The sequence below is a fragment of the Pseudomonas fluorescens genome (assembly GCF_900215245.1).
Taxonomy (GTDB): Bacteria; Pseudomonadota; Gammaproteobacteria; order Pseudomonadales; family Pseudomonadaceae; genus Aquipseudomonas; species Aquipseudomonas fluorescens.
On record NZ_LT907842.1, the window covers coordinates 2,873,779 to 2,899,176 of the forward strand.

16 protein-coding genes are annotated in these 25,398 nt (G+C 60.8%); 5 read left to right on the plus strand and 11 right to left on the minus strand.

Translation table 11 applies throughout. The features are described 5' to 3' along the window. The first annotated feature begins 14 nt into the window (after nucleotides 1–14). Both CPH89_RS13235 and CPH89_RS13240 read left to right on the plus strand, forming a co-directional pair. Nucleotides 15–314 (plus strand): PsiF family protein, encoded by a 300-nt coding sequence (locus CPH89_RS13235; RefSeq protein WP_053254093.1) that lies wholly within the window; start codon nucleotides 15–17, stop codon nucleotides 312–314. 206 nt (nucleotides 315–520) lie between these two features. Further along, nucleotides 521–1,534 (plus strand): AI-2E family transporter, encoded by a 1,014-nt coding sequence (locus CPH89_RS13240; protein ID WP_053254094.1) that lies wholly within the window; start codon nucleotides 521–523, stop codon nucleotides 1,532–1,534. Between the two features lie 354 nt (nucleotides 1,535–1,888). Here the strand turns inward: CPH89_RS13240 and CPH89_RS13245 are convergent, their stop codons facing one another. Next, nucleotides 1,889–3,157 (minus strand): Hsp70 family protein, encoded by a 1,269-nt coding sequence (locus CPH89_RS13245; protein WP_053254095.1) that lies wholly within the window; start codon nucleotides 3,155–3,157, stop codon nucleotides 1,889–1,891. Between the two features lie 238 nt (nucleotides 3,158–3,395). Between CPH89_RS13245 and CPH89_RS13250 the strand changes: the two genes are divergently transcribed. The 3 genes from CPH89_RS13250 to CPH89_RS13260 all read left to right on the plus strand — a co-directional run bounded on the left by CPH89_RS13250 (nucleotide 3,396) and on the right by CPH89_RS13260 (nucleotide 16,646). Continuing rightward, nucleotides 3,396–4,334 (plus strand): DnaJ C-terminal domain-containing protein, encoded by a 939-nt coding sequence (locus CPH89_RS13250; RefSeq protein WP_053254096.1) that lies wholly within the window; start codon nucleotides 3,396–3,398, stop codon nucleotides 4,332–4,334. 78 nt (nucleotides 4,335–4,412) lie between these two features. After that, nucleotides 4,413–9,518 (plus strand): NEL-type E3 ubiquitin ligase domain-containing protein, encoded by a 5,106-nt coding sequence (locus CPH89_RS13255; protein ID WP_053254097.1) that lies wholly within the window; start codon nucleotides 4,413–4,415, stop codon nucleotides 9,516–9,518. Nucleotides 9,519–9,653: 135 nt separating this feature from the next. Next, nucleotides 9,654–16,646 (plus strand): NEL-type E3 ubiquitin ligase domain-containing protein, encoded by a 6,993-nt coding sequence (locus CPH89_RS13260; RefSeq protein WP_053254098.1) that lies wholly within the window; start codon nucleotides 9,654–9,656, stop codon nucleotides 16,644–16,646. Between the two features lie 94 nt (nucleotides 16,647–16,740). Here CPH89_RS13260 and ureC read toward each other — a convergent pair whose 3' ends face one another. From ureC to urtB, 10 genes are all read right to left on the minus strand, one after another. Then, nucleotides 16,741–18,441 carry an urease subunit alpha gene (ureC, locus tag CPH89_RS13265; protein ID WP_053254099.1) on the minus strand — a complete coding sequence of 567 codons (1,701 nt, stop codon included), beginning with the start codon at nucleotides 18,439–18,441 and terminating at the stop codon, nucleotides 16,741–16,743. A gap of 114 nt (nucleotides 18,442–18,555) precedes the next feature. After that, the gene (locus CPH89_RS13270; protein ID WP_053254100.1) at nucleotides 18,556–18,861 is read right to left on the minus strand and encodes an urease subunit beta; all 306 of its coding nucleotides are present in this window, start codon (nucleotides 18,859–18,861) and stop codon (nucleotides 18,556–18,558) included. Further along, nucleotides 18,858–19,391 (minus strand): GNAT family N-acetyltransferase, encoded by a 534-nt coding sequence (locus CPH89_RS13275; protein WP_053254101.1) that lies wholly within the window; start codon nucleotides 19,389–19,391, stop codon nucleotides 18,858–18,860. The genes CPH89_RS13270 and CPH89_RS13275 overlap by 4 nt, the downstream gene beginning before the upstream one ends. A 5-nt stretch (nucleotides 19,392–19,396) precedes the next feature. Beyond that, a complete protein-coding gene (locus tag CPH89_RS13280; protein ID WP_053254102.1) occupies nucleotides 19,397–19,909 on the minus strand; it encodes a GNAT family N-acetyltransferase in 513 nt (170 codons plus the stop codon). A gap of 9 nt (nucleotides 19,910–19,918) precedes the next feature. Beyond that, entirely contained in the window at nucleotides 19,919–20,221 is a 303-nt protein-coding gene (ureA, locus tag CPH89_RS13285) for an urease subunit gamma (protein WP_053254103.1), read from the minus strand. 3 nt (nucleotides 20,222–20,224) lie between these two features. Continuing rightward, nucleotides 20,225–21,064, minus strand: coding sequence for an urease accessory protein UreD (locus tag CPH89_RS13290; RefSeq protein WP_053254104.1), 840 nt, complete (start codon nucleotides 21,062–21,064; stop codon nucleotides 20,225–20,227). A gap of 42 nt (nucleotides 21,065–21,106) precedes the next feature. Continuing rightward, the gene (gene urtE / locus CPH89_RS13295; protein WP_053254105.1) at nucleotides 21,107–21,805 is read right to left on the minus strand and encodes an urea ABC transporter ATP-binding subunit UrtE; all 699 of its coding nucleotides are present in this window, start codon (nucleotides 21,803–21,805) and stop codon (nucleotides 21,107–21,109) included. A gap of 146 nt (nucleotides 21,806–21,951) precedes the next feature. Further along, on the minus strand, nucleotides 21,952–22,812 hold the full coding sequence (gene urtD / locus CPH89_RS13300) for an urea ABC transporter ATP-binding protein UrtD (RefSeq protein ID WP_053254106.1): 861 nt from the start codon (nucleotides 22,810–22,812) through the stop codon (nucleotides 21,952–21,954). Further along, complete coding sequence (gene urtC, locus CPH89_RS13305; protein ID WP_053254107.1) at nucleotides 22,809–23,888, minus strand: urea ABC transporter permease subunit UrtC; 1,080 nt, start codon at nucleotides 23,886–23,888, stop codon at nucleotides 22,809–22,811. The genes urtD and urtC overlap by 4 nt, the downstream gene beginning before the upstream one ends. Next, the gene (gene urtB, locus CPH89_RS13310) at nucleotides 23,888–25,390 is read right to left on the minus strand and encodes an urea ABC transporter permease subunit UrtB (RefSeq protein ID WP_053254108.1); all 1,503 of its coding nucleotides are present in this window, start codon (nucleotides 25,388–25,390) and stop codon (nucleotides 23,888–23,890) included. The genes urtC and urtB overlap by 1 nt, the downstream gene beginning before the upstream one ends. Between the last annotated feature and the right edge of the window lie 8 nt (nucleotides 25,391–25,398).

A 25,398-nucleotide genomic window follows, 5' to 3' on the forward strand; every position in this document is an offset into this window, starting at 1 on the left:
AGGGAGAAAACTCCATGAAGATGCTGCGTATTCCGTTGTTGATGATGGGCCTGCTGCTGTGTTCCCAAGGCTTCGCCGCTACCGCCCAGCAAAATAAAATGACCACCTGCAATGCTGAAGCCACCACCAAGACGCTTAAAGGCGATGACCGCAAGGCTTTCATGAAGACCTGCCTGTCGGCGCCCGCCGCCAACGACGCCAAGACCTTGACCCCACAGCAGCAGAAGATGAAGGACTGCAATGCCACGGCGAAAACCAAGGCGTTGACCGGCGATGCGCGTAAGACCTTTATGAGCACTTGCCTCAAAGGCTGACCACGATTTCGCCAACGCTGGAGCTCAAATGTGGGAGCTGGCTTGCCTGCGATAGCATCACCTCGGTAGGCCAGGTAAACCCAGGCGCCTGCATCGCGGGCAAGCCCGGCTCCCACACTTGATCGCATTCACAACCTGGCCTCTCGCTTGATTCCCTCAAGGCTGGCAGACTGCCCATCCTTTAACGCCGTTCGTTTTGAGGCTGTATGCCAACGTTTTCTCAGCGTCACGTGTTATTGCTGGTCAGTTGCGTCATCATCTTCGGTGGGTTGTTGCTGGTCTTGCCGCTCAAGCTGCTGCCCAGCCTGCTGGCCGGCTTGCTGGTCTATGAGCTGGTCAATATGCTCACCCCGCAGTTGCAACGGCTGATCGAAGGCCGGCGCGCGCGTTGGCTGGCGGTGGCATTGCTCGGCACCTTGATCGTCAGTGTGCTGACCCTGATCTTTGCCGGCGCCATCAGCTTCCTGCTCCACGAAGCTGAAAACCCTGGGGCCTCCCTCGACAAATTCATGGGCGTGGTCGACCGCGCGCGCGGCCAGTTGCCGCCGTTCCTCGACGCCTACCTGCCCGCCAGCGCCGCCGAGTTTCGCGTGGCCATCGGCGACTGGCTGAGCAAGCACTTGAGCGAGTTGCAACTGGTCGGCAAAGACGCCGCCCACATGTTCGTCACCCTGCTGATCGGCATGGTGCTCGGCGCCATCATCGCCCTGCAGCGCGTGCCCGACCTGACCAAGCGCAAACCCCTGGCCGCCGCACTGTTCGACCGCCTGCACCTGCTGGTCCAGGCGTTTCGCAACATCGTCTTCGCCCAGATCAAGATTGCCGCGCTTAACACCCTGTTCACGGCGATCTTCCTCGCGGTGGTGCTGCCGTTGTGCGGGATTCACCTGCCGTTGACCAAAACCCTGATTGTGCTGACCTTCCTGCTCGGCCTGCTGCCGGTGATCGGCAACTTGATGTCGAACACGCTGATCACCATCGTCGCACTGTCGATTTCGATCTGGGTGGCAGTGGCGGCGCTGGGGTATTTGATCGTGATCCACAAGGTCGAGTACTTCCTCAACGCGCGCATCGTAGGCGGGCAGATCAGTGCCAAGTCGTGGGAGTTGTTGCTGGCGATGCTGGTGTTTGAAGCCGCATTCGGTCTGCCAGGCGTGGTGGCGGGGCCGATTTATTATGCGTATTTGAAGAGTGAGCTGAAGCTCGGCGGGATGGTTTGACCCAATCGCATCGTCAGGCAGGCTGCTGAATGTGCAGAGGCCTTCTGAACCGTGATTTGGCAGGTCGCCAAACCGGGTCGCTTTTTGGGCGACGGGCGGACTGTTGGCGTTATTGATCAAATGGTGCAAGGCCTCGGATGGGCTCGTTACAACATTCAGGGTAAGGCGAAGTCAGTGTGTGGAAGACGGCCTTTGTGGCGACCGGGATTTCGCGTGTAAGCAGGTCTAAATGTGGGAGCGGGCTTGCTCGCGAAGGCGGTGGTTCAGTCGATACTTACTTCGACTGACACTCCGCTATCGCGAGCAAGCCCGCTCCCACATTTGGTTTTTCAGCGTTGGTGAGAGTGGGGCACGTCAGGAGCCGTAGCGCTTGCTCGCTTCAATCGCCAAACCGCTGCCAATGCTGCCGAAGATGTTCCCTTCCACATGCCGGGCATTCGGCAACATCGCCGAGATGCTGTGGCGCAGTGCCGGAATGCCGCTGGAACCGCCGGTGAAGAACACCGTGTCCACTTGGGCAACGTCCACCGAGGCGTCGGTCAGCAATTGCGTGACGCTGTTGCGCACGCGCTCGAGCAAGCCATCAATCGCGGACTCGAACAGTGTGCGGCTCAGGTCCACGCTCAACCCGGGTTCAACCCGGTCCAGCAGCACGTGGCGGCTGTCTTCGTGGGTCAGCTGGATCTTGGTTTCTTCCACTTCCATCGCCAGCCAGTGCCCGGCGCGCTGTTCGATCAGCTTGAACAGGCGGTCGATGCCGCCGGTGTCTTCGATGTCGTAGCGCATGCTGCCCAGGGCCAGCTGGGATTTTTGCGAGTACACCGAGTTGATGGTGTGCCAGGTGGCCAGGTTCATGTGGTGGCTGGTCGGCATATAGGCACCGCTTTTCATGCGGCTGCCGTAGCCGAACAGCGGCATCATGCCGGCCAGCGAGAGTTGTTTGTCGAAGTCGGTACCACCGATGTGCACGCCGCCGGTGGCGAGGATGTCGCTTTGGCGGTTGTCGTTGTGACGGCGGTCCGGGGACAGGCGTACCAGCGAGAAGTCGGACGTACCACCGCCAATGTCGACAATGAGCACAAGCTCTTCTTTCTCGATGGTGGACTCGTAGTCGAAGGCCGCTGCAATCGGTTCGTACTGGAACGAGATGTCCTTGAAGCCGATCTTGCGCGCCACGTCGACCAGGGTATTTTCCGCTTCCTGGTCGGCCATCGGGTCGTCATCGACAAAGAACACCGGGCGGCCCAGGACCACTTCTTCGAACTCGCGGCCGGCGGTGGTTTCAGCGCGGCTTTTGAGTTGGCCGATAAACAGCGCCAGCAGGTCGGTGAAGGGCATGGCCGTGCCGAGCACGCTGGTGTCGTGCTTGATCAGCTTGGAACCCAGCAGGCTCTTGAGCGAGCGCATCAGCCGGCCTTCGTAGTTTTCCAGGTATTCGTGCAGCGCCATTCGACCGTACACCGGGCGACGCTCCTCGAAGTTGAAGAACACCACCGACGGCAATGTGATCTTGTCGTCCTCCAGCGCAATAAGCGTCTCCTCGCCGGGGCGGATCCAGCCGACGGTGGAGTTGGACGTGCCAAAGTCGATGCCGCAGGCACGGGCTGGGGATGGGTTTTTCATGTCTATCGGGTTCCGGTTGCAAAACGGCCGCGCAGTGTATGCCAGTCGAAGGCGGATGCGTAGGCCAACCATCCGTTAAATCGTGCTTGAAAGTGAGGGATTCGCCCCCACATCTGATGCATACGGCAAGCGCCGATAACACTTTGACGCACCCCCAGGCCACAAGACTCAACAAGTGCAAAGCAGCGCACGTTGTGCCTCAGGTTGTGCGATCTCGATTAAGGATGGTGAACCGCCGATGGATTTCAAAGACTACTACAAGATACTGGGTGTCGAGCCGACGGCTGATGACAAGGAAATCAAGGCCGCCTATCGCAAGCTCGCACGCAAATATCACCCGGACGTGAGCAAGGAAAAAGACGCCGAAGAAAAATTCAAGGACGCGTCCGAAGCCTATGAAGCGCTTAAAAGCGCCGATAAGCGCGCGGAATACGACGAACTGCGCAAATACGGCCAGCATGGCCAGCCGTTCCAGGGCCCACCGGGCTGGCAGAGCCGTGGCGGCTTTGGCGGTGGTGCGGGTACTGAAGACTTTTCTGACTTCTTCAGTTCGATCTTCGGCGGCCGTGGCGATGCCTTCGGTGGCGGCCAGCGCCGTCCCACCGGGCGCAAGGGCCAGGACGTGGAGATGCAACTGACGGTGCTCCTCGAAGAGACGCTGTCCACCGAGTCCAAGCAGATCAGCTTCCAGGTGCCGCAATACGACGCTTCGGGTCGTCATGTCAGCAACACCACCAAGAGCCTGAACGTGAAGATCCCCGCCGGCGTGGCCGACGGCGAGCGCATCCGCCTCAAAGGTCAGGGGGCGCCGGGTATTGGCGGTGGCGCCAACGGCGATCTGTACCTGATCATCAAGTTTGCGTCGCACCCCAAGTTCGAGGTGGATGGCGAAAACCTGATCATCAACCTGCCTCTGGCGCCGTGGGAATTGGCGCTGGGCGCGGAGGTGGCGGTGCCAACCCTCACCGGCAAGATCAACCTCAAGGTGCCGGAGGGCAGCCAGAACGGCCAGCGCATGCGCGCCAAGGGCCATGGCTTGCTGAACAAGGCCGGGCAGCGCGGCTATTTGTTCGTGCAGCTCAAGGCCGTGATGCCCAAAAGCAGCGACGAGGAGGTCAAGGCGTTGTGGCAGGAACTGGCGCAGAAAGCGGCGTTCAACCCGCGTGAACATTTCTGAGCCGCATAACTATCTAAGGCTTTTCAGCTATGGCTATTCGATAGGTTGGTTTTTTCCAACCTGCACGGATGGCCCGTTATGTCAGAACAACCCGTTACCTCAACCCCCGAAGGCACCTTCAACGCTGACCTTCGGGGCGTGCATTACGACTTCCTCAAGGAACGTGTACCCGCGTGGTTCACCCAGGGTTCCACCCAGCGCCAGGAAGAACTCGCCAACCATGATACGGAACTGCCCAGCTGGTACCTGACCGCCACGGCTCAGCAAAAGGCTGAGCTGGCCGCCCGCCATACCCGCTACCGCGAAACCTTGAACCAGGTGGACAACACCCTCGGCGACATCAAGGACGCGTGCGCCTTTGCCGAGCAGCCGCTTAAAGACGCAATCAAACAACGCTTCAACCTGGACGTGGACGTCAAGAACGTCTATTTCGCCCGCAAGTATCGGTTTAAAAGTCGCGACGACCTGTTCGGTGCGTTTGTTTTTGAGCAGCAGAACGACTCGGCGTTGAGTTATGAATACCGTGGTGTTTCTTTGCTTGAGGCCGCCTTGGCCAATTTCGCGCCCGACGAAGAGCACGTCAGTGCCTGCAACGATTGCCAGGTCATAACGCGCTGGAGTTCGTACGACGGCGAAGTCATCCCGACCTTTCACGCGGTCAATTCCCAGGCCCTGTCCATCGCGCCCCATGAATTTGCCCAAGTGTGCCGCAGCCTGGACTTAGGCAATTTGTATCAGCAGCACATCAAGGCCATTGTCCAACCGGACGACACGGCCCAGCGCAGCGCACTTGAAACGCAGCTGCAAGAGCACCAACGCCAGCAATTGGCGCTGAGCGCAGAGGTGGCGGCTCACCAGACCGAATGGGGCATCAGCGCTGACGCGTACCGCATGATCAAACAGGTCATCACTAACCCGGCCAGTGCCACACTCGACGGTAAACCAGTGACGTTTGCCGCATTGAAGGTGTTTGGCAGTGTGTTGGTGGGGCCAGTGCTGATCGGCCCGGCGCGTAAAGGCAGTGACAGTGTCGAGCGCCTGGTCGTGTTCATCCCCAACGACCCACAGCAGCCGCTCAGGGAGTACGCCTCCAGTGCGGAGTTTATGGCGGACCTCAGGGCCCGCTTGCACAGCGCCTCGTATCGACGCTTCTTCAGCCGGTTCGTGCCCCAGCGCGAGCAGGGGGTCTTTTTTAAACAATTTAATGTGGTGTACAAGCCCGTCAACGGCGATGGCGAGGCGGGCGATTACCCGCTGGCATCAAGGCCGGTGAGGTTGCCGCTGGATGAGACGGCTATCAATGGCAACCTATGGGAGCAACTGCGCGCGGCCCAGGTGCGCAAAATTTTATCGGACGCCCGCGCCGTGGCGGTGCCCACCGGGGATGAGGACCGTCAGGCGCGTATGGAGCGACTGTCGAGCTATTTGGACGCGGTGATCAGCGTGTTCAACCTCGCCGCTTTCGTGGTGCCGGGGTTGGGGCCGATCATGCTGGCGGTGGGCGCGGCGCAGATGTGCACTGAAGTGTATGAAGGCATCGAAGCCTACGAGCAAAGCGACCTGAAAACGCTGTGGGCGCACTTGTCCAGCGTAGCCCTCAACGCGGCGATGCTGGGGGCAGGCGCGAAGGTGTTGCCCGACATCAAATCGGTGAGCGCCATTGACCACCTCAAGCCGGTCACGCTGCCGAGCGGCGAACAGCGATTATGGAAACCTGATGTGTCCTCCTACGAATACCGTCAGCCGATACCTTCCGGCGTTGCGGTCGACGAACGGGGTCTGTACCAGGTCAACGGTACCTCGGTCTTGCCGTTGCAGGGCCGGCGCTACGCTGTTCGCCAGGACCCGGTGACCGAGGCGTACCGCATCGTCCACCCCTCGCGGCCGGAGGCCTATCAGCCGACCCTCACGGAAAATGGCGGCGGCCTCTGGAACCATGAGCTGGAGCGCCCGCAGACCTGGGAAGGCGCATCGCTGATGCAGCGCTTGGGCCCGTTGGCAGACGGTTTCAGCGATGCTGAACTGGAACAGGTGCGACGTGTCGCGGATGTGAGTGAAGATGTGCTGCGTCGTGTGCATGTAGAGGGCGAGGCGACGCCCGCGATTTTGCTCGACACCTTGCGCCAGTTCAGGGCGTATCGCGATGCGGTGAACGTTGCCGAGGGCATACGCCTGGGTTCGCTCAGCAGCGACCTTTGCGGCTATGCCGCGTCGTTGATGGTGGAGATGCCGAGGTGGCCTTCAAACGTGGCGATAGAGGCTTTTTCGAATGCCGCGTTGGATGGGCCATCGATCAAGTACGGCAATGGCCAGGCGCTAGCGTCCGACACGTTGCGTATCCACCGTGGCGAGCTAATGAACGGGCAGTTGCCCAAGCGCGTTATCGAGTTTTTGAGTGAGCGCCAGCTCATGGACTTGGTGGGTCGCTCTGACGGCACGCCCGAATCACGCACCGCGTCCTTGCGGTCACGGCTTGAACAGCATGCGATCAACGTTCGTTCGCGTCTGATGAAGAGTATCTACCTTGAGCAGCAGCCGCCGTCGGACACCGCGATCATGCTGGTCCAGAACCAGTTCAGCTCTATACCCAGCGGCCTGGCGCGAGAACTGCTGGCAGACGTGACACCGTCCGAACGGGCGACCATGAAGCGCACCCAAAACCTACCGTTTCGCCTTTTGGAGAAAGCCCGACTGGCACAACAGCAGATGCGCCTGAGCCACGCCTATGAAGGGCTCTATCTCGATGACATGGCCAACAAGGACACCGAGGCCCTGCTGCTCAATAGCCTGGCCAACGTGCCTGGCTGGAGTAATGGCTTGCGGCTGGAAGTGCGTGAGGGACGATTGGAAGGTGAGTTGCGCGCCAGCTTTGGATCGGCCGATGCCGCCGAACGCAAGGTGTTGGTGCGGGTGGACGAGGGGCAGTATCAAGCCAAGGATGAACGAGGGCAGGACCTGCATGGCATCAACGGCTTGTATGGGTCACTGCAGCATGCGTTGCCCGACGCTCATCGCAATGCAATCGGTTTACCTGACGTGGGGCAGGGCGAGCAGCTCAAAGCGTTGATCACCGAAAAAGCCCTGTCGCGCGCGCAATTGCGCAACGTGTTAGGCATGCAGTCGAAAAAACAGCCGCGCTATCCGACATTGTCGGCCGCTGGTCGTCGAGGCTATCCATTATCCGGGCGTGGGGGGAACGTGTTGGACCAGATCGTTCGAGAACGCATTCTGTCGCTTTACCCCGATTTGACCGTGGACGAAGTCGTTGCCCTGCGCCAGCGCCAAGGTTGGTTCGATGAGCAGTGGCTCAAGCGCCTGGAGCGAGAGCGCACGGACTTTAAGTCGACGATGAGCCGGTGGCTGTCCACGCACACGGAAGGGGTCGAGCCGTTCAGCGAAGCGGATCGCAAAGCCTTGAAAGCCAAGCGCGCCATTTATGACACCCTGCACGACGCACTGAAAGAAGTCGGCCCGCGTCATTACGACGCTAACGGTCAATATGTGGGGCAGAGAATAGAGTGGGTCGAAGCCGACTTGCAGCAGCAACCGCGTACGCTGCCGGACCTGCCGGCCAATTTTGACCGCGTCACTCGATTAACACTGATCTCCAGCCATGTGACCGATGCTGATATCGGCCGTTTGCTCGTCAACTTCCGTGGCTTGCGCGTGCTTAGCCTGGATGGCGGTGAGTTGACCGAGTTGCCCCGGGCCATTGGTGATATGCCGCATTTGCGCAGCCTGGATCTGGCAAGCAATTTGATCACGTTGAAGCCCGCAGACGTTGTGCTGTTGGGTAAGGCCGTTCGGCTGGAGGCGCTGTCCTTGAGAGACAACCCCCTGGAGCGGGCACCGGATGTCAGCGGTATGAAGAATCTGCGCACTCTGTGGTTGAGCAACACCGGCCTTCATGAATGGCCCGCCGGAGTCTTTCGCGTTCCGCGCCCGCGTGACTTCAACCTGGACCTGAGGGATAACCCAATCAACCGGGTTCCGGTGTTTGCTCCGGGTTCAGACAATGCCCTGATTGTCGCGCGAACCTTACTCAGTCGCGAGAGGTTGGCTACCCCCGATCTGCTGGCGCAATTCAAGCAGTACATCGAAGCGGCGGGTTACGACCCGGAGCGCCAGTTTCCTGCCCGGGGTGAATTTGATCGTCGTTTGTGGAACACCGGTGTGCCGCAGGACGAGTGGCGCTCCAAACAACGGCTATGGGACCACCTTGAGCAGACATTCGGCTCCGAGGGTTTTTTTAATGAGTTGCGCCTGCTCAGGCGTTCGGGGGATGCAAAGGTCGATAGCGGCCGGTTACTGCCGGAGTTGACTGCAAAGGTCTGGCGAATGCTGGAAGCCATGGGCGAAGACGCCGAGTTGCGTGACGAGTTGTTCCGTATGGCGAGAAATCCCTCGGCCTGTGTGGACGCGGGCGCTCAGCTGTTTAATGCCATGGGTGTTGAAGTGCTGCTGCGCGCTGCGTATGAAAGTGAAGATGCCAGTGTCGTGCAACGGAGTGTGTTCAACCTGGCCAGAGGCAAATGGCGATTGGATGAGCTGAGCAGGATTGCCCATGACCGGGTCGAGCAGCTCAAGGCGCAAGGCGTGCAGTACCCGCAATATGACGCCGCCGGGGCTCCGATTATTCAGTACGGTGCCGATGGTCTCGAAATTCTGCCGATAGATGAGGTTGAAATTTATCTGGCCTATACCGCGCCTTTGGCCACTCGATTGAACTTGCCGTGGCAAGCCAAAAGCATGGCGTTTCGCGAGGACTATGTCACAGCGCAGATGGTCGAAAATGCGTTCAAACGGGTGACGGCACTGGAGCAGGGTGAACTGCTGCGGAGCAATCTGCTGGAACAACCCATGTGGGTCGACTATCTGCAACGCGCCCACCAGCAAGCGTTTTCGTCGGTACGCGACAAATTCGAAGCGTTGATTGACCTGGAAACGGCCTTGGCGAAGTGGCTCGATACGGGCGCGTTGTCGGCGCAGGCGCGCGAGGCGCTGCGCGCAACCATCCAGCGTACATCCGCGCTACTGGGGCGCACGGGCCCTGCGAGCCAACCGGGGTATGTGATGACCCAACAGGAATACGACAGGGCGTTTGCCAGTATCGATGCGCAGTACCAGCGCCTGCTCAGTACCTTCACCGATCAGGCGATCAGCAGCCTTTTACCCGCGAATTGAAACAGGGATATTGGCAAGGTGCCGGCGGCATTCAATGCGCTTGAGTATTTCTGAGAAGGCGATAAATACCTAAGGCGTCACCGCAAGTGCCATTCGATAGGCTGGTTTTTTCAAACCCGTCACGGATGGCCCGATATGTCAGAACAACCCGTTACCTCAACCCCCGAAGGCACCTTCAACGCTGACCTTCGGGGCGTGCATTACGACTTCCTCAAGGACCGTGTACCCGCGTGGTTCACTCAGGGTTCCACCCGGCGCCAGGAAGAACTCGCCAACCACGATACGGAACTGCCCAGCTGGTACCTGACCGCCACGGCTCAGCAAAAGGCTGAGCTGGCCGCCCGCCATACCCGCTACCGCGAAACCTTGAACCAGGTGGACAACACCCTCGGCGACATCAAGGACGCGTGCGCCTTTGCCGAGCAGCTGCTTAAAGACGCAATCAAACAACGCTTCAACCTGGACGTGGACGTCAAGAACGTCTATTTCGCCCGCAAGTATGGGTTTAAAAGTCGCGACGACCTGTTCGGTGCGTTTGTTTTTGAGCAGCAGAACGACTCGGCGTTGAGTTATGAATACCGTGGTGTTTCTTTGCTTGAGGCCGCCTTGGCCAATTTCGCGCCCGACGAAGAGCACGTCAGTGCCTGCAACGATTGCCAGGTCATAACGCGCTGGAGTTCGTACGACGGCGAAGTTATCCCGACCTTCCACGCGGTCAATTCCCAGGCCCTGTCCATCGCGCCCCATGAATTTGCCCAAGTGTGCCGCAGCCTGGACTTAGGCAATTTGTATCAGCAGCACATCAAGGCCATTGTCCAACCGGACGACACGGCCCAGCGCAGCGCACTTGAAACGCAGCTGCAAGAGCACCAACGCCAGCAATTGGCGCTGAGCGCAGAGGTGGCGGCTCACCAGACCGAGTGGGGCATCAGCGCTGACGCGTACCGCATGATCAAACAGGTCATCACTAACCCCGCCAGTGCCACACTCGACGGTAAACCTGTGACGTTTGCCGCATTGAAGGTGTTTGGCAGTGTGTTGGTGGGGCCAGTGCTGATCGGCCCGGCGCGTAAAGGCAGTGACAGTGTCGAGCGCCTGGTCGTGTTCATCCCCAACGACCCACAGCAGCCACTCAGGGAGTACGCCTCCAGTGCGGAGTTTATGGCGGACCTCAGGGCCCGCCTGCACAGTGCTTCGTATCGACGCTTCTTCAGCCGGTTCGTGCCCCAGCGCGAGCAGGGCATCGTTTTTAAGCAATTTGATGTGTTGTACAAACCCGCCAACGGCAATGGCGCAGCGGGCGATTACCCGCTGGCATCAAGGCCGGTGAAGTTGCCGCTGGATGAGATGGCAATCAACGGCAACCTATGGGAGCAACTGCGCGCGGCCCAGGTGCGCAAAATTTTATCGGACGCCCGCGCCGTGGCGGTGCCCACCGGGGATGAGGACCGTCAGGCGCGTATGGAGCGACTGTCGAGCTATTTGGACGCGGTGATCAGCGTGTTCAACCTCGCCGCCTTCGTGGTGCCGGGGCTGGGGCCGATCATGCTGGCGGTGGGCGCGGCGCAGATGTGCACTGAAGTGTATGAAGGCATCGAAGCCTACGAGCGAAACGATCTGAAGACATTGTGGGCGCACTTGTCCAGCTTGGCACTCAATGCGGCGATGCTGGGCACCGGCGCGAAGGTGTTGCCCGCAATCAAATGGGCGAGCATCGTCGACAACCTCAAGCCGGTTACGCTGCCGAGCGGTAAACAGGTGTTGTGGAACCCGGATATGGCGCCCTATAAGGTGCCGGTCAACCTGGGGCCAGACGCCCAGCCAGACGCATTGGGCCTGTATCAGCATAACGGGCAAACAGTGTTGCCCCATGAGGGTGACTATTATCAGGTTCGGCAAGAGCCTGACACCGGCCAGTACCGGATCCAGCACCCCAATCGGCCGGGGGCGTATGAACCGCAACTGGAACATAACGACGCCGGCGCCTGGAGCCATGAAGTCGAGGAACCACTGACCTGGGACAAACCGACCCTGATGAGGCGCCTGGGGCTGGAGCAGCGTGGGCTTGGCCGCGAAACGCTGGAGCAGGCCCGGCTGGCCAGCGGCGTCGAAGAGGACACATTGCGCCAGACCTTTGTGGAGCATGAGCCGGTACCCTTGCTGTTGGAGGATTCGATTCAGCACTTCAAGGCCCATCAGGCGCTCACGACCTTTGTTGAACAGATGCGCAGCAGCGACCCGGCCATCTACGCCAAGGCTGATCTGGCGCTGCAAATGAACATGATGCGTCGCCGAGGCATGTTGCCGCAAAACCTCGGTTTTCGCGTGCTCGGCAGCGGCGCCAGGGTACTCTGGGAAACGGAGCCGCACACCGCGACGCGGGTGGTCGTTTTCAACGATGACCAACTGGCGCGTGGCGAGTTGCTTAAAGAGGTGTTGAACACCTTGCAAGGCGTTGACCCGACGCTTAACGACATCCCTGGAAGTGCCGAAGACTCACTGCATGTGCGGGCGGGCAAGCTACGCCAGTACCTGGGCGACACGGTGGACACCTATAAAGGCCCACTGGCGGAGGAGCGCTACCGGGCGTTGACCGCATCGGCTGATCCCGATGTGCAGCGACTACAGGCGGACTATCCGGATTTGCCCACCTCAATGGCGGCGCACTTGCTCAAGAGCCTGAGCACCGAGCAAGTGCAGACCTTGCGCAATACCGGGCTGCTGCCCGAAGCACAGGCCGAACAGGCGAAATGGTGTGAACAGGAAACTCGCGTAGCCCGTGCTTATGAAGGGCTGCAACTGGACACTCTGGCGAACCTCGACAGCCAGCGCCTGGCGTTGCGCACACTGGAAACCTTGCCCGGTTGGCACCGTGGGACACGGGTGGAACTGCGCCAGTATTCATCGCAGGGGCTGCTGCTGGATGCGATTGGCGCCCCGGAGGGAATGGCCAGGTCCCTGATACAGATGGATAACGGTTTGTTCCAGGCGACCCAGCCGCGGGACTTCTTTGCTGCGACCTGGGACCTGTTGTCTGCCACTGAGCGCCAGGCCCTGGGGTTCACCGACGCGCTGCAAATGAAAGCTGCGATTGCACGAGCGCCGCTGTCACGAGCGCAGCTGCGTACGGTGTTGCTGGAGCACCCGGTGCGCAAACCGACCGTGGACCCTACGCTGCGCCTGTTGGGCGGTGGTCGTGGTTTTCGGCAACGGGTGGCCGGTGTTTTTGCTCCTTCAGAGGCGTCGGTAAAGGCCCGGATCCATAAGTTGTACCCCGCGATGGGAGAGAGCGAGGTCACTGCCTTGATTACCTCATTGGGTGCGGATGTGCGAGGTGGGCTGACGCTTCGGGAAGCTGAGCTCAAGACGCTGGAGAGGGACTTGAAGGTTTGGGTTAAGGCGAACACACCGCAACCCGCTGCGGGCCCGGTGGATGCCCGAGCGTCTGGCATCGCCCGGCAGATCTTGAGTCATTGGCAGCGTACGGCTGAGGGCCCCATGCGGTTGCTGATGGATGGCGCGATGGAGCTGCCGACACTGAGCGCCGATTTCAGCTCTATCGAAAAACTTGAGCTCGTCGGCGTCAAGTGGTCGGGTAGCGCTGATGTTTTCCTTACAAAGTTCACCCGTCTCAACGACTTGGTCATCAGCCGGTGCAGGCTGACCGAGCTGCCCGGCGCTATTGGTGCAATGAACAATCTGACGTCGTTGGACCTGACGTCCAACACCCTCCGCTTAACCCCACACAGCGCCAGGACACTGAGTACCCTGGGCAACCTTGAAACGCTTTACCTCGCCAATAACCCGCTGAGCATTGCACCGGATGTGAGTGCCATGCCTCGGTTGAGACGCCTGAACCTGAGGAATACGCAGCTGGATGCGTGGCCAGAGGGACTGCGGGCCCGCGCGGGGATGGAGGTTGTCGACTTGAGCCATAACCTTTTACGCGAAGTGCCCGAGGAACTCCTCAACCCGGCAGATGAGCAGCTAGAGGCGAGTGCCCAACTCAATGGCGTCACCCTGCTTGAGGGCAATCGATTTGCGGCTGATTACTGGCAGAAATTTGATGGTTACTGGCAACGTGTGAATCAGGCCCTACCTGACTTGGTGAAAAGCGCCCGTGATGGCGCATTTGACAGCGGTAACCCAAGGCTCGAAAAACTCCGACGGCTGTACCCAAACAAGCGTACGCAAGAGGCCAGAAAGTGGGTCTGGAGCTTGGGGGCCGGTGCCGACGCAGAACTGGACAGGCTCGAACAAGCGTTCAACACCTTGCAACAGCAGTTGAATGCCTGGGCGTTTTCGGGGGGTGGCGAACACCAACGCTACGTTCGTGCGGGCCAGCGACAGGTCAACGCAGGCGGCCTTGAGGACCGCTATCAGGCTCAGCAGCGTATTCTCGCGTGCTGGCGACGCGAGACCCCGCAAATGCTTGCCAATGACGGAGAGCAGATTGGCGTGGAGCTGGACCTGAGCGGCCTGATGTTGCCGAGCCTGCCGGACCTGGACGTTGATTTCAGCCATGTTGGCTCGCTGAAATTGAGCAACATGGGGCTCAGCGCTTCGCCGGAAGGCTTCCTGACACGCTATCGGCATCTGCGGTGGCTGGACCTGTCGAATAATCAGCTCAGGGTGCTGCCGCCGGCCCTGGATGAAATGCACAACCTGACCCGCTTGTTTTTGCATAACAACCGGATTCGCCTCACCCCGGAAACGGCGCGGATCCTGTCGCAACGGGTGAGGCTGCGCGCGTTATGGCTGCACGATAACTCGCTGGGCATTGCGCCCGACTTCAGCCTGATCACTGACATGCGTTCCCTGAGTATGGGAAACGCCGGCATCGATACCTGGCCTACCGGCTTGGGTGAGCAACCGTTGCTGGATCAGATCGAACTCAGTAATAACAACATCACCACTATCCCGGCCTCAGTCATTGCGCCACCGGATGATCAATTGGCGCAAACGGCCCGTATTAATAACCTGACGAGGGTCTCCCGTAACCCTCTGACCCCGGACACCCTGCAACAGGTCAGGGCCTACAACCAGCGCCTTGAACGGGCGGGGCTGGCCTCTGCGAGCAATCCGAACACCCTGGTGACCACCGCGCTCACCACTCGCACCCCGCGTGTGCGCGACGCGGGCACGCAGCAGCCGTTGCTGCGTTGGACCCAAGGGTTCGGCGAGGACCAGGTGTCAGCCAAAAAAGCCCAGTGGCAGGTGCTGCACGACAATGAGCGCGCGGGGCCGTTCTTCGACATTCTCAACCGGCTGGAGCCTGCGGGCCCGGGGCATGCCGACTTGCAACGTCGCGTCTGGGAGGTGATCGACAGCATCAGCGAAAACACCCCGGAATCGGAAAACCACCGCAACGAGTTGTTCGACCGGGCCGGCGAGCCCGGTTGTTGTGATCGCGCGGCGTTCTCGTTCAGCAACCTGGAAGTCGCAACGCTGATCTACAGGGCGCGTACACAGGCTACGGGGCAGGCGCAAGCGGCGCAGCTGTCGAACCTGTCCAAAGGCTTGTTCCGTTTGCATGAAGTCGACACGCTTGCGTCTCAGGACATCCAGCGCAGCGAGGCCATCGTCAATGACCCAACGGTGTCGATGACCGATAAGTTGCCCCATGTCACACGCCTCTCTGAAGAGGTGGAGATCAGGCTGGCGTATCGCTACGGCCTCAAGGACCGGCTGCAATTGCCGGGGCAGCCGCAGAGCGTCAGGTTCACCGACCTGGGCGGGGTCACACCGCAGATGCTGGATGCCGCGTATGAAAAGATCATCAAACGGGATAACTCTACCCAGGAGTATCAGGCGCTGTTGTCCCGAGAGTTCTGGCAGGACTACGTCACCCACAAGTACCGCGCGCAATTTGATGCACAGAGCGAGCCCTATCATCAGCAGTTGGCCGCGCTGCATGAGCGTCGCGTGGCCGAGACCTTGTCCGAGAGGATCTACAGGGCGAAAGCCGATGACCTGCAGGCACAGCTCGCGATCAAGGAAAGCGCACTGATCGACACACTGAGCCGACGCGAGGTCGCACAGATTCTGTTGCCACGCGAACCGCTTGAAGTGCTGGTTGAACCCGGCAAAAGCAGCGCGCGCGCGTTGCAGCTCTCACAGGCAAGCGCCATCGAGTTCGAGGGCAAACAGTACTTTGTTGCGAGCATGCCCGATGGGGAAGGCGAGCATTACCTGTTGTGGGTGCAGGCGCCGGATAATCCGTTTGTGCTGGTCAGCAGCGCGATCATCGCCAAGCCCGATAGCGCGGGGGTTTGGAAGCGACCACGCACGGCGGGCGGGATGAAACCGGGTGGTTCCGAGGATGAGTTTGAAGACGCGGCCGAGTCCTTGCCTATGGTGCCTTACACGGCGGCCGAACTCAGGTTCATGAGGCGTGAAGTTCATTTCACGGCCGCCCCCAATCCCATCGGCAGTTATAACCGAGCGAATAACGGTAAGTACCCACTCAGGGACTATCAGGGCAGGCCGATACGCATTCGAAAACTGCAAAGCCGCGTTGAACTGGTGGATTCCGCTACTAAATACACCTCCGATCAAGTCAAGCCTTACATCAAGTTTGAAGGGTATGAGGAGGTGGGCGCACGTTATGAAGAGAAGCTGCAACTGCGTACGTTCACTGCACAGGATATGAAGGTGCCTGAAGAGAAGTCGCTGATCGGGCAGAACATGGTGGTAGCCAACAGGCGTATCGGCAAAGGAGAAATAGTCGGCGTTTACGGCGGGACGGTGCTGCCCTCTGGTTTTTTTGGCCCGGGCGGTCAGACCTACACCATGCTCGTGAGCAGTCGACCGGCGCTCGGTGATCTGGCGCTTGGCGAGCCGCTGGTTCACCTGTCTGGGGATAACATCATCTCCAGAATCAACACCAACTTTGAATATGATGCGGATGGTAAGCCGCTGCGTCAGGCCTCGGGCGGTTATAACGTCGAGGCCGTGCCCTTCAATGTCGAGGCGGATATGTGGCTGGGCATGGGACCTGAAGCGACAACCCGGCGAAAGGGGTTTGTTCTGACGGCGGTATTTGCGATTGAAGACATTCCGGCGGGCACCGAGTTGCGAATGGATTATGGATACACCGAATCCATGATCAAAGCACAGGTCGTGTAAGGCTGTCGCGCGCGCTGGATACTTGAGCCAGGCGCGGTGTATTCAGCCCCGCAGAAGAACCGTCATGTTCGTCTTCGGGGCTGAATTGTCTTCGCTAGAACAAAAAGTAGCGCTGGGCCATTGGCAACACCTCGGCGGGCTCACACCACAGCAACACGCCATCGGCCTTGACCTGATAAGTCTGTGGGTCCACTTCGATATCCGGCAGGTAATCGTTGTGGATCAGGTCGGTTTTCTGCACGTCGCGACAGCCCTTGACCACCGCAATCTGCTTCTTCAAGCCCAGGGCCTCGGGCAACCCGGCGTCCTGCGCCGCCTGGCTGATAAAGGTCAGGCTGGTGGCATGCAACGCGCTGCCGAAGCTGGCGAACATCGGGCGGTAATGCACCGGCTGCGGCGTGGGAATCGACGCATTGGCGTCGCCCATCAGGCTTGAGGCAATCGCGCCGCCCTTGAGAATCAGGGTCGGCTTGATGCCGAAAAAAGCCGGGCGCCACAGCACCAGGTCGGCCCACTTGCCCACTTCGATCGAGCCGACAATATGGCTGATGCCATGGGTGATCGCCGGGTTGATGGTGTACTTGGCGATGTAGCGTTTGGCGCGGAAATTATCATTGCCCGGGCCGTCACCGGGCAGGGCGCCACGCTGTTTTTTCATCTTGTCGGCGGTCTGCCAGGTGCGCGTGATCACTTCACCGACGCGGCCCATGGCCTGGCTGTCGGAACTGATCATCGAGAACGCACCGAGGTCATGCAGGATGTCTTCGGCGGCGATGGTCTCACGGCGGATGCGGCTTTCGGCGAAGGCCACGTCTTCGGCAATGCTCGGGTCCAGGTGATGGCAGACCATCAACATGTCCAGGTGCTCGTCGATGGTATTGCGGGTGAACGGCCGGGTCGGGTTGGTGGAGCTGGGCAGTACGTTTGGGAAACCGCAGGCCTTGATGATGTCCGGCGCGTGGCCGCCACCGGCACCTTCGGTGTGGTAGGTGTGAATGGTGCGGCCCTTGAGCGCGGCGAGGGTGGTTTCGACGAAGCCGGACTCGTTGAGCGTATCGCTGTGGATCGCCACCTGCACATCGTACGCGTCGGCAACGCTCAGGCAGTTGTCGATGCTGGCCGGTGTGGTGCCCCAGTCCTCATGCAGCTTCAAACCGATGGCGCCGGCCTTGACCTGCTCGACCAATGGCTCCGGCAAACTGGCGTTGCCCTTGCCGGTGAAGCCGATGTTCATCGGGAACGAGTCGCTGGCCTGCAGCATGCGCGCCAAATGCCATGGGCCTGAGGTGCAGGTGGTGGCATTGGTGCCGGTTGCCGGGCCGGTGCCGCCGCCGATCATGGTGGTGACGCCGCTGGTCAGCGCCTCCTCGATCTGCTGCGGGCAGATGAAGTGCACGTGGGAGTCGATACCGCCGGCGGTGAGGATCATGCCTTCACCGGCAATCACTTCGGTGCTGGCGCCGATGGCCATGGTCACGCCGGGCTGGATGTCCGGGTTGCCGGCCTTGCCGATCGCGTGAATGCGGCCGTTCTTCAGGCCGACGTCGGCTTTGACGATGCCCCAGTGATCGATGATCAGCGCGTTGGTGATGAGCGTGTCCACCACTTCATGGGCGAGCAACTGGCTCTGGCCCTGACCATCGCGAATCACCTTGCCGCCGCCGAATTTCACTTCTTCGCCGTAGACGGTGAAGTCCTGCTCCACTTCGACGAACAGCTCGGTGTCGGCCAGGCGGACCTTGTCACCGACGGTGGGGCCGTACATGTCGGCGTAGGCTTGGCGGCTGATTTTCATGTGTGTGAGCCCTGAGAAAAAATGTGTTGAATGTGAAATCGTTTTCGCGAGCAAGCCCGCTCCCACATTTGAAATGCATTCCCCTGTGGGAGCGGGCTTGCTCGCGATGAGGCCCTAAAGGTCACCCATAATCCGCCCGGCGAAGCCGAACACTCGGCGCCCGCCGCTCAAATCCACCAACTCGATGTCGCGACTCTGCCCCGGCTCAAACCGCACCGCCGTGCCCGCCGGAATATTCAGACGCATGCCACGGCTCGCGGCGCGATCAAAGGTCAGCGCGTCGTTGGTCTCGAAAAAGTGATAGTGCGAGCCCACCTGAATCGGTCGGTCGCCGCTGTTGGCCACGCTCAAGGTGATGGTGCGCCGGCCGACGTTGAGCTCGATGTCGCCAGGTTGGATCTTGTATTCACCAGGAATCATGCAGGTTGCCCCAGGGTCTTGAAGTAGATGGCGGTCGGGGTGTAGCGCCCGTCCGGGCTTTGGCAGTAGTCGGGCAACTCACCGATTTTGGTGTAGCGCAGCGACTGGTAAAAGGCCTCGGCACCGGAGCCCGCTTCGGTGTCCAGGTACAGCAGGCCGCGCTTGTGCTGGCGCGCGGCGAGTTCCAGGGCGTTCATCAATTGCTGGCCGAGGCCATGGCGGCGGGCGCTGCTGTGAACCAGCAGCTTTTGTACCTCGGCACGGTTCAGGCCGTTGGCTTTCTGGCACAGCGCCAATTGCACGCTGGCAATGACTTGCTCGTCGCGCACCACCACCCACAGCAACAGGCTGGCGTCTTCCACGCTGGCTTGCACGCCTTTCAGATAGGCGCGCGCCTGGGTCTCATCGAAGTCAGCCATGAAGCCAACCGAGGCGCCATGCTGCACCGCGTCCAGCAACAGCTCGATCAAGCCCAGGCGGTAATGGGCAAAACTTTCAGCATTCACTCGACGCAGTTGTGCAGCACTCATTGATCTCACTCCTTGGGCGGTTCGGCGTCCGGGTTCAATGTCAGTTGCATAAAAGTCAGGTCCAGCCAGCGGCCGAACTTGATGCCCACTTGCGGCATCTGCCCGGTGCTGATGAAACCCAGGCGCGCATGCAGACGGATGGACGCCTGGTTGCCGCTTTCGATGGCCGCGACCATCACGTGTTTGCCACCGCTGCGGGCACGCTCGATCAGTGCTTGCATCAAGTGCGGGCCGAGGCCTTTGCCACGTTGGTCGTTGCGCACATACACCGAGTGTTCGACGCTGTAGCGAAAGCCTTCAAAAGGGCGCCAGTCGCCGAACGACGCGTAGCCGATGACTTCATCGTTTTCCACCGCCACCAGAATCGGATAGGCCTGGGCCTGGCGCGCACTGAACCAGGCCTGGCGGTTAGCCAGGTCGACCGGTTGTTCGTTCCAGATCGCCGTGGTGTTGAGTACCGCGTCGTTGTAGATGTCACGAATCGCCGGCAGGTCTTGCCAGGTTGCATCACGAATCATGGCCGCGCCTCACGGGATGGGCTGGTGAACGGTCACCAGTTTGGTACCGTCGGGGAAGGTGGCTTCCACCTGGATATCGGGGATCATTTCCGGGATGCCCTCCATCACCTGCTCGCGGCTGAGCAGGGTCGTGCCGTAGTGCATCAGTTCGGCGACGGTGCGCCCATCGCGGGCACCTTCCATCAGCGCGGCGGAAATATAGGCGATGGTTTCCGGGTAGTTGAGCTTCACGCCCCGCGCCAGGCGGCGTTCGGCCACGAGGCCGGCGGTGAAGATCAGCAGTTTGTCTTTTTCCCGTGGGGTTAAATCCATGCTTCAGGTGCTCCAGATTCGCGGTAAAACGGCTTCACGGCCCAGCACCGCCGGGCGCAACAGCCGCCATAAATCAATCAGCCAGGCCCGTGCCAGCAGCGCTTCACTGGCCAGGCAGCGGGCCACCAGCAAGCCGGGCAGTTGGGTCAGGTCGCCGCGCACCGTATGGGGCAAGGCGCGGCAGGTTTCCAATAATTCGGGCTCGATATCACCGGTGAGCAACAGCGTGGCAAACACCGGCTGGCCGTCCAGCCCGATGGGGGAGTCGAGTAAACCGTCGGCGCCCACAATGCGCTGGCGCTCGTGCCAGAGCAACTGGCCGTCGCGGCGAATATCCAGGTGCGATTGAAAGTGGCCGAGGTCAAAACGCTCGCCGCTGGCGGGGCGGCCGAGGGCGACCACGTCCCAATAAAACAGCCGGGCGTCGCCTTGCAGCGCTACGCGCGTAGTGAGTTCCGCCTGGGCGGCGCTGAACACGATGGTTTCCTGGGGCAGCCATTCCAGGGTGGCGCCGGCTTCTACCGTCAGTTCAAGCTGTTGAAAGGCCGGACCATTGGCGCGGTACCACTTGGCTGCGCCGGGGCTGGTCAATTGCGCCCAGGCATTGGCGCCGACATGGGCGTGGATGTCCAGGCGATCACCGCCGGCAATCCCGCCGGGCGGGTGCACGATGATGTGTTGGCACACCTCGGGGCCTTCGGCGTACAGGTGTTTTTGCACGCGCAGCGGGCCAAGGTGGCGGCGCATTACCGGGCGCGTGGTGTCGCCGAAACGCGCGTAGCCGAGTTCCAGCTCGGCATGCCAGCTGGGGGTGAACAGGGCGGGTGTAACGGGCAGGTTCATGGCTTTGGGCTTATCTTCGGACGCTAAAGATTAGATTCTTACTTATATAGAAACCAGGCCGCGCACACCCTCACTTTCCATATTTTCTCCACGGCCTTGCTGCACGATTTCGCCACGGGACATCACCAGGTACTGGTCGGCCAGCTCGGAGGCGAAGTCGTAGAACTGCTCCACCAACAGGATCGCCATATCGCCACGGGCGGCGAGCTTTTTGATCACCATGCCGATTTCCTTGATCACGGACGGCTGAATGCCCTCGGTGGGCTCGTCGAGAATCAACAGGCGCGGGCGGCTGGCCAGGGCGCGGCCGATTGCCAACTGTTGCTGCTGGCCGCCGGACAAATCACCGCCACGGCGGTGCTTCATTTGCAGCAAGACCGGGAACAGTTCGTAGATAAACTCCGGGACTGCTTTGGCCTCGGCACCGGGAAACCGAGAGAGGCCCATCAACAGGTTTTCTTCCACGGTCAGGCGGCCGAAAATCTCCCGGCCCTGCGGCACGTAGGCGATGCCCGCGTGCACGCGCTGGTGCGGCTTGAGCCCGGTAATGGCCTTGCCTTCCCAGTTCACCGCGCCTTCTTTGGCGGGCAGCAAACCCATCAGGCATTTGAGCAGGGTGGTCTTGCCCACGCCGTTACGGCCGAGCAGGCAGGTGACCTCGCCGACGTTCACGTCGAAGGACAGCCCGCGCAGGATGTGGCTACCGCCGTAGTACTGGTGCAACTTGTCGACTTGCAGCATTCTGGAGTTCTCCTCAATTCCCTGTGGGAACCGGATCAATGTGGGCGCCGGCTTGCCTGCGATGGCATCACCGTGGTCCCGCGGGGAGACCGAGTCGCCTGTAGCGCAGGCAAGCCAGCGCCCACATAAAGCTGTTCACGTCAGCGTCAGCGCCCGAGGTAAACCTCGATCACCCGCTCATTTTCCTGCACCTGTTCCAGCGACCCCTCGGCCAGCACGCTGCCCTGGTGCAACACCGTCACGTGGTCGGCAATCGAGCCGACGAAGCCCATGTCGTGCTCCACCACCATCAGCGAGTGCTTGCCCGCCAGGCGCTTGAACAGTTCGGCGGTGAACTCGGTTTCGGCGTCGGTCATGCCCGCTACGGGTTCGTCCAGCAGCAACAACTGCGGGTCTTGCATCAACAACATGCCGATTTCCAGGAATTGCTTCTGGCCGTGGGACAGCAGCCCGGCCGGGCGCTGTACCGACGCCGTCAGGCGGATGGTCTCGAGCACTTCATCGATACGGTCTTTCTGCTCGCCGCTCAGGCGTGCGCGTAGGCTGGCCCACACGGACTTGTCGGTTTTCTGCGCCAGCTCCAGGTTTTCGAACACGCTCAGGGCTTCGAACACCGTGGGTTTCTGGAACTTGCGGCCGATACCGGCCTGGGCGATCTGCACTTCGCTCATGCTGGTCAAATCGAGGGTTTCGCCGAACCAGGCCTTGCCGTGGCTGGGACGGGTCTTGCCGGTGATCACGTCCATCAGCGTGGTTTTGCCTGCGCCGTTGGGGCCGATGATGCAGCGCAGTTCGCCGACGCCGATGTACAGGTTCAGGTCATTGAGCGCCTTGAAACCGTCGAAGCTGACACTGATGTCTTCCAGGGTCAGGAGGGTGCCGTGGCGGGTGTTGAGGCCCTTGCCTGCGGCCTGGCCGATGCCGATCGCATCGCGGCTGCTGCCCGCATCTTTGTTCGGCTCAAGAATAGGTTCGAGCATAAATTCCGCCGTCGCAGTGACTCTCATTGTTCACCCCGTTTCTTCAACAGGCCGATGACACCCTTGGGCAAATACAGGGTGACGATGATGAACAGGGCCCCGAGAAAGAACAGCCAGTATTCCGGAAACGCCACGGTGAACCAGCTCTTCATGCCGTTCACCACACCGGCGCCGAGCAGCGGCCCGATCAAGGTGCCGCGCCCACCCAGGGCCACCCACACAGCGGCTTCGATGGAGTTGGTCGGCGACATTTCGCTGGGGTTGATGATGCCCACTTGCGGCACATACAACGCCCCCGCCAAGCCACACAGCACGGCGCTCAACACCCACACAAACAACTTGAAACCGCGCGGGTCGTAACCGCAAAACATCAGGCGGTTTTCGGCGTCGCGCAATGCCGTCAGTACACGGCCGAACTTGCTCTGCGCCAGGCGCCAGCCGGTGTACAAGCTGGCGACCAGCAACAGCACCGTGGCAAAAAACAACACCGCCCGCGTGCCGGGCTCGGTGATGCCGAAGCCCAGGATGCTGCGAAAATTGGTAAAGCCGTTGTTGCCGCCAAAGCCGGTCTCGTTGCGGAAAAACAACAGCATCCCGGCAAAGGTCAGGGCTTGGGTCATGATCGAGAAATACACGCCCTTGATCCGCGAGCGGAAGGCGAAGAACCCGAACACCAGGGCCAGTAAACCCGGCGCCAGCACCACCAGGCACAGGGCCCAGAGAAAGTGTTCGGTGCCCATCCAATACCAGGGCAGCTCAGTCCACGATAAGAAGGTCATGAACGCCGGTAACTCGTCCCCGGACGCCTGACGCATCAGGTACATGCCCATCGCGTAACCGCCCAGCGCAAAGAACAAGCCGTGGCCGAGGGACAACATTCCTGCGTAACCCCACACCAGGTCCAGGGCCAGGGCGACGATGGCGTAGCAGAGGATCTTGCCCATCAGCGTCAGGGTGTAGGCCGACACATGCAGCGGATGTTCAGGTGACAGCAGCGAGCACACGGGCAGGGCCAGCAGCAGGATCAGGATGGCCGCGCCGACCGCTATCGTGACTTTGGGCCCGGCCTTTTGCGTGGCGGTAAGCATCAATGGCTGGTTCATCAGTCGATCACCCGTCCTTTCAGTGCGAAGAGTCCTTGCGGGCGTTTCTGGATAAACAGAATGATCAGCGCGAGGATCAGGATCTTGCCGAGTACGGCGCCGATCTGCGGTTCCAGAATTTTGTTGGCGATGCCCAGGCCAAAGGCGGCCATGACGCTACCGGCCAGTTGGCCGACACCGCCGAGCACCACCACCAGGAATGAGTCGATGATGTAGCTCTGGCCCAGGTCCGGGCCGACGTTGCCGATCTGGCTCAGCGCGACGCCACCCAGCCCGGCGATGCCGGAACCCAGGCCAAACGCGAGCATGTCCACCCGCCCGGTGGGTACGCCGCAGCAGGCCGCCATGTTGCGGTTCTGGGTGACGGCGCGCACGTTGAGGCCCAGGCGGGTCTTGTTCAGCAGCAGCCAGGTCAGCACCACCACGCACAGCGCGAACGCGATGATCACGATGCGGTTGTACGGCAGCACCAGGTTGGGCAGCACTTGAATGCCGCCGGACAGCCATTCGGGGTTGGACACTTCGACGTTCTGCGCACCGAACACCAGGCGCACCAACTGAATCAGCATCAGGCTGATGCCCCAGGTGGCGAGCAGGGTTTCCAGCGGCCGGCCGTACAGGTGGCGAATCACCGTACGCTCCAGGACCATGCCGATGGCAGCGGTGACAAAAAACGCCACTGGCAGCGCAATCAACGGGTAGAACTCGATGGCGGCGGGCACGTAGCGCTGCATCATCAGCTGCACCACGTAAGTCGAGTACGCCCCGAGCATCAGCATCTCGCCGTGGGCCATATTGATCACGCCGAGCAGGCCGAAGGTGATTGCCAGGCCCAGGGCCGCGAGCAGCAGGATCGAACCCAGCGACATGCCGCTGAAGGCCTGGCCGAGGATCTCGCCGAACATCAGTTTGCGTTTGACCTGCGCCAGGCTGGTCTCGGCAGCGGTGTGCACGGCGGCGTCGGTTTCGACACCTGGCGCGAGCAACGCCTCAAGACGCGTACGGGCCAGCGGGTCACCGGTGCCGCCCAGCAAACGCACGGCGGCGAGGCGCACGGCGGGGTCGGTGTCGACCAACTGCAGGTTGGCCAGCGCCAGGCTGAGGGCGCTGTGCACGTCCTCGTTGGTTTCGGCGGCGACCTGCTGATCGAGGAATTTGAGTTGCGCAGGTTGCGCGCTTTTTTGCAGGGTTTTGGCGGCTGCCAAGCGCACCTTGGGGTCGGCGGCGAGCAGTTGCTGGCTGGCTTGGACGTTGTCGATCAGGCCGCGCAGGCGGTTGTTCAGGCGTACGGTTTTGGTTTCACCGTTGAGCGTGAGCTGGCCTCGTTGCAGGGCGTCTACCAGTTCGATGCGCGCGGGGTCGGGCTGGGCGGCCCAATCCTGGAGCAGCTTGGCTTGTTGCGTCGGGTTGGCAGCGAGGAAGTCGTCGGCGTCGCCTGCCTGTGCTGCGAAAGGCAGCAACAGCAAGGCCGCGACGATGAAACGGTAAAGGGCAGTGGGCATATTGGTCG

Excerpts from the sequence above, each read along its gene's own strand:
- CPH89_RS13280 (WP_053254102.1), bottom strand. The coding sequence starts at position 19,909 with ATGATTCGTGATGCAACCTGGCAAGACCTGCCGGCGATTCGTGACATC.
- CPH89_RS13270 (WP_053254100.1), bottom strand. The coding sequence starts at position 18,861 with ATGATTCCTGGTGAATACAAGATCCAACCTGGCGACATCGAGCTCAAC.
- CPH89_RS13255 (WP_053254097.1), top strand. The coding sequence starts at position 4,413 with ATGTCAGAACAACCCGTTACCTCAACCCCCGAAGGCACCTTCAACGCT.
- urtC (WP_053254107.1), bottom strand. The coding sequence starts at position 23,888 with ATGAACCAGCCATTGATGCTTACCGCCACGCAAAAGGCCGGGCCCAAA.
- CPH89_RS13290 (WP_053254104.1), bottom strand. The coding sequence starts at position 21,064 with ATGAACCTGCCCGTTACACCCGCCCTGTTCACCCCCAGCTGGCATGCC.
- urtD (WP_053254106.1), bottom strand. The coding sequence starts at position 22,812 with ATGAGAGTCACTGCGACGGCGGAATTTATGCTCGAACCTATTCTTGAG.
- urtB (WP_053254108.1), bottom strand. The coding sequence starts at position 25,390 with ATGCCCACTGCCCTTTACCGTTTCATCGTCGCGGCCTTGCTGTTGCTG.
- CPH89_RS13240 (WP_053254094.1), top strand. The coding sequence starts at position 521 with ATGCCAACGTTTTCTCAGCGTCACGTGTTATTGCTGGTCAGTTGCGTC.
- urtE (WP_053254105.1), bottom strand. The coding sequence starts at position 21,805 with ATGCTGCAAGTCGACAAGTTGCACCAGTACTACGGCGGTAGCCACATC.
- CPH89_RS13250 (WP_053254096.1), top strand. The coding sequence starts at position 3,396 with ATGGATTTCAAAGACTACTACAAGATACTGGGTGTCGAGCCGACGGCT.
- CPH89_RS13275 (WP_053254101.1), bottom strand. The coding sequence starts at position 19,391 with ATGAGTGCTGCACAACTGCGTCGAGTGAATGCTGAAAGTTTTGCCCAT.
- CPH89_RS13235 (WP_053254093.1), top strand. The coding sequence starts at position 15 with ATGAAGATGCTGCGTATTCCGTTGTTGATGATGGGCCTGCTGCTGTGT.
- ureA (WP_053254103.1), bottom strand. The coding sequence starts at position 20,221 with ATGGATTTAACCCCACGGGAAAAAGACAAACTGCTGATCTTCACCGCC.
- CPH89_RS13260 (WP_053254098.1), top strand. The coding sequence starts at position 9,654 with ATGTCAGAACAACCCGTTACCTCAACCCCCGAAGGCACCTTCAACGCT.
- ureC (WP_053254099.1), bottom strand. The coding sequence starts at position 18,441 with ATGAAAATCAGCCGCCAAGCCTACGCCGACATGTACGGCCCCACCGTC.
- CPH89_RS13245 (WP_053254095.1), bottom strand. The coding sequence starts at position 3,157 with ATGAAAAACCCATCCCCAGCCCGTGCCTGCGGCATCGACTTTGGCACG.